Source organism: Pseudomonas sp. CFSAN084952 (assembly GCF_009648855.1).
Classification (GTDB): Bacteria; Pseudomonadota; Gammaproteobacteria; order Pseudomonadales; family Pseudomonadaceae; genus Aquipseudomonas; species Aquipseudomonas paracarnis.
In genome coordinates, this window is record NZ_CP045767.1 from 4,603,866 (window position 1) to 4,618,453 (window position 14,588).

13 protein-coding genes are annotated in these 14,588 nt (G+C 59.6%); 5 read left to right on the forward strand and 8 right to left on the reverse strand.

What is annotated here, in order from left to right; translation table 11 throughout:
- Positions 1–2 precede the first annotated feature (2 nt).
- A complete protein-coding gene (locus GH769_RS20890) occupies positions 3–2,069 on the reverse strand; it encodes a carbon starvation CstA family protein (protein ID WP_014720014.1) in 2,067 nt (688 codons plus the stop codon).
- Between the two features lie 174 nt (positions 2,070–2,243).
- On the opposite strand from GH769_RS20890, the gene GH769_RS20895 reads away from it, so the two are divergent.
- Positions 2,244–2,612, forward strand: coding sequence for a PilZ domain-containing protein (locus GH769_RS20895; RefSeq protein ID WP_020301754.1), 369 nt, complete (start codon positions 2,244–2,246; stop codon positions 2,610–2,612).
- Positions 2,613–2,740: 128 nt separating this feature from the next.
- Here the strand turns inward: GH769_RS20895 and radA are convergent, their stop codons facing one another.
- Genes radA through katB form a run of 3 tightly spaced genes read right to left on the reverse strand, consistent with a single transcriptional unit; the run spans position 2,741 to position 6,282 of the window.
- Complete coding sequence (gene radA / locus GH769_RS20900; protein ID WP_003194313.1) at positions 2,741–4,108, reverse strand: DNA repair protein RadA; 1,368 nt, start codon at positions 4,106–4,108, stop codon at positions 2,741–2,743.
- A 35-nt stretch (positions 4,109–4,143) separates the two neighbouring features.
- A complete protein-coding gene (locus GH769_RS20905) occupies positions 4,144–4,683 on the reverse strand; it encodes an ankyrin repeat domain-containing protein (RefSeq protein ID WP_014720017.1) in 540 nt (179 codons plus the stop codon).
- A gap of 57 nt (positions 4,684–4,740) precedes the next feature.
- Positions 4,741–6,282, reverse strand: a complete 1,542-nt coding sequence (katB, locus tag GH769_RS20910; RefSeq protein WP_020301753.1) for a catalase KatB — start codon at positions 6,280–6,282, stop codon at positions 4,741–4,743.
- A gap of 287 nt (positions 6,283–6,569) precedes the next feature.
- Here katB and mscL point away from each other — a divergent pair, with 287 nt between their 5' ends.
- Positions 6,570–6,986, forward strand: a complete 417-nt coding sequence (gene mscL / locus GH769_RS20915; protein ID WP_014720019.1) for a large-conductance mechanosensitive channel protein MscL — start codon at positions 6,570–6,572, stop codon at positions 6,984–6,986.
- Positions 6,987–7,027: 41 nt separating this feature from the next.
- Here mscL and GH769_RS20920 read toward each other — a convergent pair whose 3' ends face one another.
- Positions 7,028–7,804, reverse strand: coding sequence for a ferredoxin--NADP reductase (locus GH769_RS20920; RefSeq protein ID WP_032904169.1), 777 nt, complete (start codon positions 7,802–7,804; stop codon positions 7,028–7,030).
- Positions 7,805–8,240: 436 nt separating this feature from the next.
- Between GH769_RS20920 and GH769_RS20925 the strand changes: the two genes are divergently transcribed.
- The gene (locus tag GH769_RS20925; protein WP_020301751.1) at positions 8,241–8,951 is read left to right on the forward strand and encodes a LuxR family transcriptional regulator; all 711 of its coding nucleotides are present in this window, start codon (positions 8,241–8,243) and stop codon (positions 8,949–8,951) included.
- Between the two features lie 138 nt (positions 8,952–9,089).
- The gene (locus GH769_RS20930) at positions 9,090–10,214 is read left to right on the forward strand and encodes a class I SAM-dependent methyltransferase (protein ID WP_032904168.1); all 1,125 of its coding nucleotides are present in this window, start codon (positions 9,090–9,092) and stop codon (positions 10,212–10,214) included.
- 49 nt (positions 10,215–10,263) lie between these two features.
- Here the strand turns inward: GH769_RS20930 and GH769_RS20935 are convergent, their stop codons facing one another.
- Genes GH769_RS20935 through GH769_RS20945 form a run of 3 tightly spaced genes read right to left on the reverse strand, consistent with a single transcriptional unit; the run spans position 10,264 to position 12,889 of the window.
- Positions 10,264–10,428: a DUF2474 domain-containing protein gene (locus GH769_RS20935; protein WP_003194328.1), complete on the reverse strand. Its 165-nt coding sequence runs from the start codon at positions 10,426–10,428 to the stop codon at positions 10,264–10,266.
- Positions 10,429–10,440: 12 nt separating this feature from the next.
- Complete coding sequence (gene cydB / locus GH769_RS20940; protein WP_032904167.1) at positions 10,441–11,448, reverse strand: cytochrome d ubiquinol oxidase subunit II; 1,008 nt, start codon at positions 11,446–11,448, stop codon at positions 10,441–10,443.
- Position 11,449: 1 nt separating this feature from the next.
- Entirely contained in the window at positions 11,450–12,889 is a 1,440-nt protein-coding gene (locus GH769_RS20945) for a cytochrome ubiquinol oxidase subunit I (RefSeq protein ID WP_014720025.1), read from the reverse strand.
- Positions 12,890–13,205: 316 nt separating this feature from the next.
- On the opposite strand from GH769_RS20945, the gene GH769_RS20950 reads away from it, so the two are divergent.
- A complete protein-coding gene (locus tag GH769_RS20950) occupies positions 13,206–14,444 on the forward strand; it encodes an MFS transporter (protein WP_032904166.1) in 1,239 nt (412 codons plus the stop codon).
- Positions 14,445–14,588 lie beyond the last annotated feature (144 nt).

The following is a 14,588-nucleotide window of genomic DNA, read 5'->3' on the forward strand; positions in this document are numbered from 1 at the left end:
GTTTACGCGTCCGGTACAGCCTGGAACGGGGCTTCTTTATCCGTACGTTCTTTGTTACCCCAGGCAGCGACGCCGACTTTGAGCGCATAGAACAGGATGCTGAACACCACGAACAGGAACAGCGCCGTCAGCGTTGCGTTGGTGTAAGCGTTCCAGATCACGTGCTGCATCTGGTCGATGCTCTTGGCCGGGGCGAGGATCTGGCCGTTAGCCAGGGCATCGCTGTATTTCTTGGCCAGCGACAGGAAGCCGATCGCCGGGTTGGCGTCGAACAGCTTGATGAAGCCTGCCGTGGTGGTGCAGATCAGCAGCCAGACAGCCGGCAACATGGTCACCCAGATGTAGCGCTGACGCTTCATTTTGATCAGCACAACGGTCGCCAGCATCAGCGCGATACCGGCCAGCATCTGGTTGGAGATACCGAACAGCGGCCACAAGGTATTGATGCCACCCAGCGGGTCGATCACGCCTTGGTACAGCAAGTAGCCCCACATGGCCACGCAACCGGCCGTGGCAATCAGGTTGGCGGTCCAGGACTCGGTGCGTTTGAGCGCAGGCACGAACGAACCCAGCAGGTCCTGCAGCATGAAGCGGCCGGCACGGGTACCGGCGTCCACCGCCGTGAGGATGAACAGCGCTTCGAACAAGATCGCAAAGTGGTACCAGAACGCCATGGTGTTTTCACCCGGCAGCACGCTGTGCAGGATCTGCGCGATACCTACCGCCAGAGTCGGCGCGCCGCCGGCACGTGCCAGGATGGTGGTTTCACCGATATCGTGGGCAACGGCCGACAGCGCCTCAGGCGTAATGGCAAAGCCCCAACTGCTGACGGTTTGCGCCACGGTGACCACGTCGGTGCCGACAATGGCAGCCGGGCTGTTCATGGCGAAGTACACGCCGGGCTCAATCACCGAGGCGGCAACCATCGCCATGATGGCCACGAACGACTCCATCAGCATGCCGCCGTAACCGATGTAACGGGCATGGCTCTCACTGGCGAGCAACTTGGGCGTGGTGCCCGAGGAGATCAGCGCATGGAAACCCGAGACCGCGCCACAGGCAATGGTGATGAACAGGAACGGGAACAGGCCGCCCTTCCACACCGGGCCGGTGCCGTCGATGAACTGGGTGAGAGCCGGCATTTTCAGATCAGGCATGGTGATCAGGATGCCAATCGCCAGGGCGATGATGGTGCCGATTTTCAGGAACGTCGACAGGTAGTCGCGGGGCGCCAGAATCAGCCACACCGGCAGCACAGCGGCCACGAAACCGTAGCCGATCAGCATCCAGGTGATCTGGATACCGGTGAAGGTGAACGCCTTGGCCCACACCGGATCAGCGGCAATCTGCCCGCCCAGCCAGATCGAACCGAGCAACAACAGCACGCCGATGATCGAGATTTCACCGATGCGGCCCGGGCGGATGTAGCGCATGTAGATGCCCATGAACATCGCGATCGGGATGGTCGCCATCACCGTGAAGATGCCCCATGGGCTCTCGGCCAGGGCTTTGACCACGATCAGCGCCAGCACCGCGAGGATGATGATCATGATCAGGAAGCAGCCGAACAGCGCGATGGTCCCGGGAATACGGCCCATCTCTTCGCGCACCATATCCCCCAGGGAACGGCCGTTGCGACGGGTGGACAGGAACAGGACCATGAAGTCTTGCACCGCACCGGCCAGCACCACCCCGGCAATCAGCCACAGGGTACCGGGCAGATAGCCCATTTGCGCCGCCAGCACCGGGCCGACCAACGGGCCTGCACCGGCAATCGCCGCAAAGTGGTGACCGAAAAGAATGTGTTTGTTGGTCGGCACATAGTCCAGACCATCGTTGTTGACCACCGCAGGGGTTGCCCGCCGGGGATCGAGTTGCATCACGTTGTTGGCGATGAACAGACTGTAGTAACGGTACGCAACCAGGTAGATGGCCACCGCAGCGACCACAATCCACAAGGCGTTGATCGCCTCGCCGCGGCGCAAGGCCACTACGCCCAGGGCGCACGCGCCTACAATTGCCAGCACCAGCCAGGGTAAGTGGCGTAGCAGGCTATTATTATTTTTCATTTTTATATTCCAGCCAGGGTGGACAGAAAGGACAGCCAGCCCGAGTTTAGCGCTACTGGCCTTAAAGACCAGCCCCCTACGTTGGTCTAGAGCCTTCAACCGTTAAAAAAAGCCGAAATAAACGCCCCTTGATGGCCCCGGGCTACACTCCTCCCATTCACAGAGGGCTATACCATGACCGAACATGCGTCTGAACGTCGCCGTTTTCGCCGAATCGCCTTTGATGCCACGGCCGAACTTCGGCAAAACGGCAGCGAATGGCCGGTGAAACTGGTGGATCTGTCACTCAAGGGATTGCTGGTGGAACGGCCTGACGACTGGAAGGGGAATAAAGCGCTGCCCTTTGACGTCGACATACGCCTGGAACAGAAGACGCATATAAAGATGCAAGCGCGGCTGACCCATGAAGATCAGGGCCAATTGGGCTTTGTGTGCAAGCACATTGATCTGGACTCGATCAGCCATTTGCGTAGGTTCGTTGAGTTGAACCTGGGTGATGAGCAAGAACTGGAGCGCGAGTTGGGCGCCCTGCTGGAGCTCTAGCCGCCAACATGAATCAAGGGTGGGAGCTGGCTTGCCTGCGATGGCGGTGTATCAGACAAGGATGGGTAAGCTGACCCGCCGCTATCGCAGGCAAGCCAGCTCCCACAGGTGTTCAGCAGTGTTGCGGATTATTCGAACAGGGCATCCAACGCCTGCTCCAGCCGCGTCACTGCAATAATCTGCAACCCCGGCGGCGCCTCCTTCGGCGCATTGCCCTTGGGCACAATCGCCCGTTTGAAGCCATGCTTGGCCGCTTCCTTCAACCGCTCCTGCCCACTCGGCACCGGGCGCACTTCGCCCGACAACCCCACCTCCCCAAACACCAGCAAGTCATGGGGCAACGGCCGATTACGCAGGCTGGACATCACCGCCGCCATCAACGCCAGGTCGGACGCGGTCTCCAACACCTTGACCCCGCCCACCACGTTGAGGAACACATCCTGGTCGTGGGTCGGAATGCCGCCATGCCGGTGCAGCACCGCCAGCAGCATCGCCAGGCGGTTCTGGTCCAGGCCCAGTGTGACCCGCCGTGGGTTGGCCAAATGGCTGTCATCCACCAGCGCCTGGACTTCCACCAGCATCGGCCGGGTGCCTTCCCAGGTGGCCATCACCACACTGCCTGGGACTTCTTCCTGAGCGCGGGTGAGAAAAATCGCCGAGGGGTTCGAGACTTCTTTCAGCCCCCGGTCGGTCATGGCGAACACCCCCAGTTCGTTGACGGCGCCAAAACGGTTCTTCACCGCTCGCAGCAAGCGCAGGCGACCGTCGGATTCCCCTTCGAAATACAACACGGTGTCGACCATGTGTTCCAACACCCGTGGCCCGGCCAGTGCGCCTTCCTTGGTCACGTGGCCGACCAGGAAGATCGCCGTGCCGCTCTGCTTGGCGTAACGCACCAACAGCGCCGCGCTTTCGCGCACCTGGGACACACCGCCGGGTGCCGATTGCAGTTGTTCAGTGAAAATCGTCTGGATCGAGTCGATAACCATGACCTTGGGCTTTTCGATGCGCGCCGTGGCGATGATGCTTTCGATGCAGGTTTCGGTCATGACCCGCAGTTGGTCCTGGGGCAAGCCCAGGCGCCGGGCGCGCATGGCCACTTGCTGCTGGGACTCTTCGCCGGTGACATACAGCGCAGGCATGCGGCTGGCGATGCTGCACAGGGTTTGCAGCAGGATCGTGGACTTGCCGATGCCCGGGTCACCGCCAATCAATACCACCGAGCCGTCCACCAGGCCACCGCCCAGCACCCGGTCCAATTCGCCGGAGGCGGTGGAAAAGCGCGGGATTTCTTCGACGCTGACTTCGGCCAGGGTCTTGATCTGCGCCTGTTGCCCGGTCCAGCCGGCACGGCCGGTGGGGGCCGCGGCACCGCCGCTCTCGATCATGGTTTCAGTCAGGGTGTTCCACGCGCCGCATTCGGAGCACTGGCCCGCCCATTTGGGAAAGGTCGCGCCGCACTCTGTGCAGCCGTACATGCGCTTGGCCTTTGCCATATGAGAACCTCCAACCGAAAAACCGCGATGATAGCTCAGCGCGACGCTGGGGTCCGGATTTCGCCATTAGCCAAACGTGAAGCGCTGTTACCGACGGGGTCTTCGGCGTTCAGGTCGGCGCCTTTGGCTTGCAGCGCGCCCAGCAACTCGACGCGCTTGAACAACCCGGCGTACATGGCGGCGGTCTGCCCTGCGCCGTTGCGTTGGTCGGGGTTGCAGTCGGTGGCCAACAGGCGCTGGGCGATTTTCAGCTCACCTTTGAAGATGGCGCCCATCAACGCTGTGTTACCGCGTTTATCCTGCACGCAGGCGTCGGCGCCGGCATCGAGCAGACGCTCCACATACGGGCCCTGGCCGTGATAAGCAGCCAGGATCAATGCGGTGTAGCCCTTGTCATCCTGGGCATTGAGGCCGTAGCCGGACTCTATGAAGGTGTTGAGCATGTCGAGGTCGCCACGACGGGCGGCGTCGAAATAGTAGTCCTGCAACTGTGCCTTGAGCGCCACCGGGTCGGGGGACTCGGCATGGGCAGCGAAGGCCAGCATGGCCATCAGTAAACCGATAGTGATGCGCATAGGGTGTTCTCCTGCCAAAGGTCGACGCCCGTGAAGGCGCCGACCATAACCAACGAATCAGTCAGTCAGTTTTTCCGCCAGCGCCTTTACGCGAGCCAGGTCGCCCTTGGCGACCTTGGCCACGCCAGTGCCGTACTCGGGATCGGCCTTGTAGAGGAACGACAGGATGATGTGCTTGCTCTCGTCATCGGTGGTGGCCAATGAGCCGCCGAAGTTGTTGATCAGGTCTTCGCGCTCTTTCTTGGTGTAGGAACGGTACAGGTCACCGGCCTGCTTGAAGTTCTGCTCACGCTGGATCTTGGCCTGCTGGGTGCTGCCCGACAGCGGCGCCTGGCTGTAGCGTGCGGCTTGAGGCTCTTCGCGCGGCAACAGGCGGCTTGGCTGGTAATTCACACCGGTGGTGGTCTTGCCAAAGTTCATCGCGCCATCCTGGTTGCCGTTGTTGACGGTGACCCGTGGAGCGTTGATCGGCAACTGCAGGGCGTTCGCGCCCAGGCGGTACATCTGCGTATCGGCGTAGGAGAACACCCGCCCCTGCAGCAAGCGGTCTTCCGACGGCTCGATACCCGGTACCAGGTTGGCCGGGGCCATCGCGACTTGCTCGGTTTCCTGGAACACATTGGCCGGGTTGCGGTTCAGCACCATTTGCCCGACTTTGCGCTCGGGCACATTCGGCCAGATCTTGGTGGCATCCAGTGGGTCGAAATCAAACTTGGCCAGGTCTTCAGGCTTGAGCACCTGCACATACAGGTCCCACTTAGGGAAGTCGCCTTTGTTGATGTGCGTGACCAGATCATTGGTCATATGGCTGTAGTCACGCCCTTGTACTTCGGTAACTTGCTTGGGATCAAGGTTCTTGATGCCCTGCAGGCTCTTCCAATGAAACTTGACGTAGTGCACTTCACCTTTAGTGTTAATCAACTTGTAGGCATGTACGCCATTGCCGTCCATTTCGCGGTAACTGGCGGGGGTGCCGGAGTCCGAGTACAACTCGGTCAGTGTACGAGTGGACTCTGGAACATGGGAGAAGAAGTCGAAACGGCGCGAGTCATCGTCCAGGTTAGTGCGCGGGTCCGGTTTAAAGGCATGGACCATGTCCGGGAACTTGATGGCATCGCGAATAAAGAACGTGGGGAAGTTATTACCGACCAGGTCCCAGTTACCTTCGGCGGTATAGAATTTGGTGGCGAAGCCCCGTGGGTCCCGCAGGGTTTCCGGGGAGTGGTTGCCATGCACCACCGCCGAGAAGCGCACGAACACCGGCGTGGTTTCACCGGCGGCGAACACCTTGGCCTTGGTCAGGTCGCTGAGGTTGTCGGTCACGGTGAAGGTGCCATGGGCGCCCGTGCCGCGCGCGTGCACCACGCGCTCCGGGATGCGTTCGCGGTCGAAGCGCTGCAGCTTCTGGATCAGTTGCACATCCTGCAGCAACACCGGGCCATTGGCGCCGGCGGTCTGGGAGTTCTGGTTATCACCGACGTTGGCCCCGTTATCGCGGGTCAGGTTGGCGGCTTGCACAGAGAGGGAAAGCAGGCTGGCGGTCACCAGTGCCAGCGCGTGGCGCGCCGACACGGGCCTGCGGCTGATTGGAGTATTCATCGAGGTTTCCTCTGGTTTTTTTAATGCACATTCAGTTGTGCTTGCCAGAGGCTAGTGACCTGCGAGTCAGAAGATAAATAGAAAAACACCACAGACCCGATTAAGAAAAAAATCTGGTAACCCGCTGAAATAGCGGCTAATTCGCGCGCGATTGATGGCACTTTGCAAACTATTTGCGATTTGATGTGTCGATAAAAACCGACAGTGTTAACAGTTGTTTCGAGCAAGCGCTGTTCGACTGAATTACACTGACCTCCACCCTCCTCAACTGTAACAAGGAATAACCTATGGGCGTGATCAGTGAGTTCAAGGCCTTCGCGGTCAAAGGTAATGTGGTCGACATGGCCGTCGGTATCATCATCGGTGCTGCCTTCGGCAAGATTGTTTCCTCATTTGTAGGCGACGTGATAATGCCTCCCATCGGCCTGCTGATCGGTGGCGTGGACTTTGCCGATCTGGCCGTCACGCTCAAGGCAGCACAGGGTGATGTACCCGCTGTTGTGCTGGCTTACGGCAAGTTCATCCAGAGCATCATCGACTTTATAATCGTCGCGTTTGCAATCTTCATGGGTGTGAAGGCGATCAACCGTCTGAAACGTGAAGAAGCCGTGGCCCCAAGCCTGCCGCCGACGCCAAGCAAGGAAGAAGTGCTGCTGGGCGAGATCCGCGATCTGCTCAAGGCACAGAACAACAAGCCGCTTTAACCTGCGGATGCAAAAAAGGCGCCTCGCAAGGCGCCTTTTTTCTACCAATAATTTTCTACCGCCACCTGGCCAGGTCGTCGGCTCAGGCTCAGTTGCATGTCCCGCTGCTTGAGCAACTGGCGCGTGTCATCGACCATCTGCGGGTTGCCGCAAATCAGTACACGCGAATCCTGTGCCGTCAGCCCCACGCCGGCAGCCCGCTCCAATTCGCCATTTTCGATCAAGGCCGTAATACGCCCATTCAACGCGCCCGGATGATGCTCGCGGGTGACGATGGGAATGTAGGTGAGCTTGTGGGCGTACTCGGCCAAGTACTCGCGCTCACCCAGCGTGTCGATCAGCGACTGGTAGGCCAGTTCCTTGGCTTCCCGGGCGCTGTACACCAGGATGATGCGCTCGAATTTTTCCCAGACTTCGAAGTCCTGCAGGATCGACAGGAACGGCGCGACGCCCGTTCCGGTTCCCAGCAACCACAAGTCACGCCCGTCGACAAAGCGGTTGAGGGTCAGAAACCCGGTGGCCTGGCGCTCGACCAGCAAGGTATCGCCCACCTTCAGGCGGCTCAGTTCACTGGTGAACTCACCACCGGGGACCACGATGGAAAAGAAATCCAGATGCTCATCAAACGGCGAAGACACGATGGAATAGGCACGCCAGACGGTGCTGCCATCCGCCTTGGTAACGCCCAGGCGCACGAACTGGCCGGCGGTAAAACGAAAACCGGCATCGCGGGTGGTGCGCAGGGTGAACAGGCTGGGGGTCAGCGATTGCACATCGAGCAGGGTCTGGCGGGTAAATTTCTCAGCACTGGCCGTCATGGGGGGCTCCGTTTTGCACAGGCCTTTAGTGTCCCTCAAAACAGACCGCGCAAACACCGATGATTGGTACTGGCTTTGCAATCGCTCAAAGCACACTCAGCTGGGCTGCACGTTTTTTGCCCATCACGGGGTCAACCATGCACTCCACTCCGGAACTAACTATTTGGCTATTAACGTGCCCCGAATACCTCACTAGAAGCAACGGCACTTACAGCGACATCATTTTGACACCACCTTCAAAACATTGAAAAAAAAGCCCCTGCCAAGCGCTCCTATACAAAACTTCGAGTCTTGTACAAAACCGGCGAACTAAACGAGCCCTGTAGATAAAATTTTTTTTAAACTCAATTGTAGGACTTACCCTACACTTCTTTTCGAGTTGCATTGGGAGATCAGGACGTACCCAGGTTACACAGACACCTATGGAGAGTCACCGATGGTCAATTGGCATAATACCCGGCTACCCAAGCTGGACGGCGAGAGTGAAATCACCAGTGTGTTTGAGATGGTGATAAACCACACCTATGAACTAGGCTTCGAATATTGCTCCTTTACCATGAGCACCCAATCACAATGCCCCCATACAAAACCAATTTTATTCAATAACTATCCAAATGAATGGCTCAGTATTTATAAAAAAGCACACTTCTTCGATGTAGACCCCGTTGTAACCCACTGTAAAACTTCGGTACTGCCCATTCTCTGGGAGCAAAAAACCTTTGCTGACGCCCCCCAGCTGTGGGAGTTGGCCCAGGCATGCGGAGTGCATTTCGGCTGGACCCAACCCGTGCATGATTTCCAGGGGGTGTTCAGCATGCTGACCCTGGTTCGCAGCAAGGGCAAGGTCACCCCTGCAGAGCTCTACGAAAAAACCGCCCAGGTGTTGTGGCTTTGCCATGTGATGCATGCGGTGGTCGCGCGCAAGTACGCCAACGCACCCGAGATCAAAGCGCCCAGCAAATTGACTGCCCGGGAAACAGAAATACTCAAGTGGTCCGCGATGGGCAAGACCGCCTCCGAGATTGCCGCGATTCTTTGCCTGTCCGAGCGCACCGTGGGCTTTCATATCAGCAGTACCTTCAAGAAGCTGGGCGTGCATAACAAGATCCAGGCGGTGCTGCGTGCCGCTAAAGCCGGGCTGTTTTAGCCCACGCAAAACACCGCATGTCATCGCGTTGAAAAAAACGTAATATTTACGGCCAATTCTGAGTGTTGAGGGTGCGCTTCGCGTGGCCCCCGCCGTTCACTCAGACGGTCCGTCGATTACCCAGAGCCTTGCCCCGCCATGCCCCTGCTTGACAGCCCTTTCGCCCAGCTCGACCTGATTCGTCAGCCAGAGCAACACAATGATCCGCTGCAAGCCTTCGATGCCGCCGACGAATACCTGCTCAGCCACCTCGCCGCGCAACAGCCCACTGCCGCCACCCGCGTGCTGATCCTCAATGACAGCTTCGGCGCCCTGGCGGCCAGCCTTCAGGGCCAGGTACAGGTAACCTCCAGCGGCGATTCGTTCCTAGCCGCCCAGGGCCTGGAAAAAAACCTGGTGCGCAACGGCAAGCCCTTCGATGCCGTGCCCTTCATACCGGCTAGCCAGCTCGCGACCGGGCCGTTCGATCGCGTGTTGATCCGCGTGCCGAAAACCCTGGCGTTGCTGGAAGAACAACTGATCCGCCTGCAAGGGCAACTGGCGCCCGGCGCCGAGGTGATCGCAGGTGCGATGGTCAAGCATTTGCCCCGGGCCGCAGGTGAATTGCTGGAGCGTTACATCGGGCCCATGCACGCCTCATTGGCGGTCAAAAAGGCACGGTTGCTGATCGCCAGCGTCGAGCAGCGCCCTGCCGCGGTCTCGCCCTACCCGACCCGCTATACCCTGGATGCGCCGGTCATCGAGTTGTGTAACCACGCCAACGTGTTTTGCCGCGAAGGCCTGGACATCGGCACCCGTGCCTTCCTGCCGCATCTGCCAAAAAGCCTGGGCAGCGCCCGCGTGGCGGACCTGGGCTGCGGCAACGGCGTACTGGCGATTGCCAGCGCCCTGCAAAACCCCGACGCGCACTACACCTTGGTGGATGAGTCGTATATGGCAGTGCAATCGGCCGCCGAAAACTGGCAAGCCGCCTTGGGTGAACGGGACGTCAGCGTACGTGCCGACGATGGCCTGGCCGGCCAGGAGGCGCAATCGCTGGACGTGGTGCTGTGCAACCCGCCGTTCCACCAACAACAAGTGGTCGGTGACTTCCTCGCCTGGCGTATGTTCCAGCAGGCACGCGAAGCACTGGTGGTCGGTGGCGCCTTGTACATCGTCGGGAATCGTCACCTGGGCTACCACAGCAAGCTGGCGCGGCTGTTCCGTGGTGTCGAGCAAGTAGCGGCCACGCCCAAGTTCGTGATCCTCAAGGCGCGTAAATAAAAAAGCCCTGCTTTTCGATCAAGAAAAGCAGGGCTTTTTCGTAGGAGTATCAGTGCGTGCTCAGGCCTGCCGCATTCATGAACATGCGCATCAGGCTGGCCACCACAAACAGGGCCAGCACGCTGCCGGTCCAGATCATCGCCAGCCACCCCAGGCGCCGCCACAATGGCTGCTTCTCGGCCTGTTCAATTTCGTGCAACGAAGGTTTGGACATGTTTCAACCCTCCTAGTGATAGCCGTCTTCGTGGGTGACCTTGCCGCGGAACACGTAGTAGCTCCAGAAGGTGTAGCCCAGGATGAACGGGATGATGAACAACGTGCCCACCAGCATGAAGCCCTGGCTTTGCGGCGGCGCGGCGGCATCCCAGATCGACACGGACGGCGGGATGATGTTCGGCCACAGGCTGATCCCCAGGCCACTGTAGCCGAGGAAAATCAGCACCAGCGTCAACAGGAACGGCGTGTAGTGCGCATTACGTGCCACGGCGCGGATCAGCCCGTACATGGTAACCATCACCAGGATCGGCACCGGCAGGAACCAGAACAGGTTCGGCAAGGTGAACCAGCGCGACGCGATTTCCGGGTGGGTCAGCGGCGTCCAGATGCTGACGATGCCGATCACCGCCAACACCACGAAGGCCAATGGCCGCGCCAGGTTGTGCATCTGCTCCTGCAACTTGCCTTCGGTCTTCATGATCAGCCAGGTGCAGCCGAGCAAGGCATACGCCACGATCAGCGCCACGCCGCAGAACATCGTGAAGGGTGTGAGCCAGTCCAGTGAGCCGCCGGCGAACTGGCGATCCACCACCGGAATACCGTCGATAAAGGCGCCCAACGCCACCCCCTGGAAGAAAGTCGCCGCCAGCGAGCCGCCAATAAACGCCTTGTCCCACAGGTGACGCTTGTGGTCCTTGGCCTTGAAGCGGAACTCAAAGGCCACGCCGCGGAAGATCAGCCCGATCAGCATCAAGATCAGCGGCAGGTACAGCGCCGACAGCACCACCGAATAGGCCAGCGGGAACGCGCCGAACAACGCCGCGCCGCCGAGTACCAGCCAGGTTTCGTTGCCGTCCCATACGGGCGCCACGGTGTTCATCATCACGTCACGGTCGACTTTGCCCGGGATAAACGGAAAAAGAATGCCGATCCCCAGGTCGAAGCCGTCCATGACCACGTACATCATGATGCCGAAGATGATGATCACGGCCCAGATCAGCGGAAGATCAATACCCATCTCAATTCCCCTTGTGCTGGATGTGGTCGTGGTCGTTATCACTGCCATCGTCGGCAGCAGACAACGGACGCGCCGGGGTGCGTTTCTGGCCAGGGCCACCGTGGGCTGGCTCGGTGCTGTCGTGGGTCACGGGGCCTTTGCGTACCAGGCGCATCATGTAGCCCAGGCCCGCACCGAACAGCGCGAAGTACACCACCACGAACAACACCAGGGTAATGGTCATCTGCGTCAGGCTATGCCCGGAGGAGGCATCCGCCGTGCGCATCAACCCGTAGACCACCCAGGGCTGGCGACCGATTTCGGTGGTGAACCAGCCGGCAAGAATCGCAATCAGGCCAGACGGGCCCATCCACAACGCCAGGTACAGGAACGGTTTGGACGTGTACATCTTGTCGCCCCGGCGCAGCCACAGGCTGAACAGACCGGTGAAGATCATCAGGAACCCCAGGCCGACCATGACCCGGAACGACCAGAACACAACGGTGGAGTTGGGGCGGTCTTCAGGCGGGAACTCCTTGAGCGCCGGCACCTGCTTGTCCAGGGAGTGAGTCAGGATCAGGCTACCCAGGTACGGAATCTCGACCGCGTATTTGGTTTTCTCGGCTTTCATGTCCGGCCAGCCGAACAGGATCAGCGGCGTGGGTTCGTTGCCGATATTTTCCCAGTGGCCTTCAATCGCGGCGATCTTGGCCGGCTGATGCTTGAGGGTATTGAGGCCGTGGAAGTCGCCGATCACCGCCTGGATGGGCGCAACGATCAAGGCCATCCACATCGCCATCGAGAGCATTTTGCGGATCGCCGGGTTGTCCTTGCCGCGCAGTAGATGCCAGGCCGCCGACGAGCCGACGAAGAAGGCCGTGGCCACGAACGCCGCTGTGGCCATGTGCATCAGGCGGTAGGGGAACGAGGGGTTGAAGATCACCGCCAACCAGTCGGTCGGTATCACGCGGCCATCGATGATTTCAAAGCCCTGAGGCGTCTGCATCCAGCTGTTGGAGGCGAGAATCCAGAACGTGGAGATCAACGTACCCACGGCCACCATCACGGTGGCGAAGAAGTGCAGCTTGCGCCCCACCTTGTTCCAGCCAAACAACATCACCCCCAGGAAACCGGCCTCGAGGAAGAAGGCCGTGAGCACTTCGTACGTCAGCAACGGCCCGGTGACGGCACCGGCGAAGTCTGAGAAGCGGCTCCAGTTGGTGCCGAACTGGTAGGCCATGACCAGGCCCGATACCACACCCATGCCGAAGTTGACGGCAAAGATCTTCGACCAGAAATGATAGAGGTCACGGTAGGTGTCGTTGTGGGTCTTGAGCCACAAGCCCTCCAGCACCGCAAGGTAACTGGCCAGGCCGATGGTGATCGCCGGGAACAGGATGTGGAATGAGATGGTGAACGCGAATTGAATTCGGGCGAGATCTAGCGCCTCCAAACCGAACATAAGTCTTCCTCTGTCAGGTAATACCGGCTGCTGGCTGGGAGCCTGCACCCACTGCCCCCACGGATATGGAGTGTGGCGAATTTCAATTCGTTTCTTTTATTACCCATCGCGTGGGGAATCTGGCCTTTCGGCCACCAGAACAATCCCGGGGCAGGTTTTGATCTGGATCAAGCATCGTTGAAAGAGTAGTCCCATTTTTGCCGTAGGACTGTGTGGTCTTTTGCCGCGTGACAGCTTGCCTCAGCTCAGTTCTTGCAACTATTTGTTACAGCTTGATGCTAATCTCGCCATTCTCCCGTTGCCGACCTGATTCCCGATGCCCAGTGAACCTGCGTTGTTGTTACGTCACCACCGCCCTTTCATCGCGTTCTGGCTGGCGCGGATCTTTACGGCCAGCGGCTTCCAGATGCTCACCGTGGCGATTGGCTGGAACCTCTACCAACTGACCGGCAACGTCCTGGACCTGGGCCTGGTCGGCCTGGTGGAATTCATACCGCGCGTACTGTTCATGCTGCACACCGGTCACGTGGCTGACCGCTATGAACGGCGCCGGGTCGCCGCTATCTGCCAGACGTTACAGGCACTCATTGCCTTGTCCCTGGCCATCGGCGGCCTGACCGGCAACGTGACCCGCGAGATGATCTTTATCCTCGCCTTCCTGCTGGGCGCCGCACGTTCGTTTGAAATGCCTACCACCCAGGCGCTGTTGCCGAGCATCGTGCCCAGCGCGCTGTTCCCCCGCGCCGTGGCCGCCTCGCAATCGGCCCAGCAACTGGCAACCATCGTCGCACCGGCCGTGGGCGGTTTGCTTTACGCGTTTGGCAGCGTGTGGGTGTACGGCCCCACCGTGGCGCTGTACCTGATCGCCTGCGTGCTGACCCTGAACCTGCCCGCACGCCAGACCCCACTGAACAAAGCCAAGGCCACGATGGACTCGCTGCTGGCCGGTATTCGCTTTATCCGCAGCCGCCCGGACATTCTCGGCGCCATCTCCCTGGACCTGTTTGCCGTGCTGCTGGGCGGCGCCACCGCGCTGTTGCCGGTGTTCGCCAAGGACATCCTGCTGACCGGCGCTTGGGGCCTGGGCCTGCTGCGGTCGGCCCCGGCCGTGGGGGCATTGCTGATGTCATTGTGGCTGGCGCGGTTCTCGGTAGACCGCCAGGTGGGCCGCGTAATGTTCACCGCCGTCGGCGTGTTCGGGGTGGCAACCATTGCCTTCGGCCTGTCGACTTCGTTCTGGTTTTCACTGGCGGTGCTGGTGGTACTGGGCGCGGCAGACATGATCAGCATGGTGATCCGTGCGTCGTTCGTGCAGTTGGAAACGCCAGATGAAATGCGCGGGAGGGTGAGTGCGGTCAATGGCCTGTTTATCGGTGCGTCCAATCAATTGGGCGAATTCGAATCCGGGATTACCGCCCATTGGTTTGGCACCGTGCCTGCGGTGGTGATGGGCGGGGTTGGCACTTTGGTGGTGACCGGGGTGTGGATCAAGCTGTTCCCGACGCTGGCCAACCGTGATCGTATGCACGTACCGGTCGAAGAAAAGAGTACTTGAGAACGTTTTGACCATTGCACGTTTACCGGGGAGGATAAGTAGGAACCAAGCCGATCCCAAAGGTTGCAAAGAGCTACACAGCCAATGGAACTTTACCTACAGCATCACCACTCAGGGGCTACCTAGTTCAGTCATAAAACCTGA

Bases quoted from the DNA above. Each gene is read 5' to 3' on its own strand.
- GH769_RS20930 (WP_032904168.1), top strand. From the start codon at position 9,090: ATGCCCCTGCTTGACAGCCCTTTCGCCCAGCTCGACCTGATTCGTCAG.
- mscL (WP_014720019.1), top strand. From the start codon at position 6,570: ATGGGCGTGATCAGTGAGTTCAAGGCCTTCGCGGTCAAAGGTAATGTG.
- GH769_RS20925 (WP_020301751.1), top strand. From the start codon at position 8,241: ATGGTCAATTGGCATAATACCCGGCTACCCAAGCTGGACGGCGAGAGT.
- GH769_RS20935 (WP_003194328.1), bottom strand. From the start codon at position 10,428: ATGTCCAAACCTTCGTTGCACGAAATTGAACAGGCCGAGAAGCAGCCA.
- GH769_RS20920 (WP_032904169.1), bottom strand. From the start codon at position 7,804: ATGACGGCCAGTGCTGAGAAATTTACCCGCCAGACCCTGCTCGATGTG.
- cydB (WP_032904167.1), bottom strand. From the start codon at position 11,448: ATGGGTATTGATCTTCCGCTGATCTGGGCCGTGATCATCATCTTCGGC.
- GH769_RS20905 (WP_014720017.1), bottom strand. From the start codon at position 4,683: ATGCGCATCACTATCGGTTTACTGATGGCCATGCTGGCCTTCGCTGCC.
- katB (WP_020301753.1), bottom strand. From the start codon at position 6,282: ATGAATACTCCAATCAGCCGCAGGCCCGTGTCGGCGCGCCACGCGCTG.
- GH769_RS20945 (WP_014720025.1), bottom strand. From the start codon at position 12,889: ATGTTCGGTTTGGAGGCGCTAGATCTCGCCCGAATTCAATTCGCGTTC.
- radA (WP_003194313.1), bottom strand. From the start codon at position 4,108: ATGGCAAAGGCCAAGCGCATGTACGGCTGCACAGAGTGCGGCGCGACC.
- GH769_RS20895 (WP_020301754.1), top strand. From the start codon at position 2,244: ATGACCGAACATGCGTCTGAACGTCGCCGTTTTCGCCGAATCGCCTTT.
- GH769_RS20890 (WP_014720014.1), bottom strand. From the start codon at position 2,069: ATGAAAAATAATAATAGCCTGCTACGCCACTTACCCTGGCTGGTGCTG.
- GH769_RS20950 (WP_032904166.1), top strand. From the start codon at position 13,206: ATGCCCAGTGAACCTGCGTTGTTGTTACGTCACCACCGCCCTTTCATC.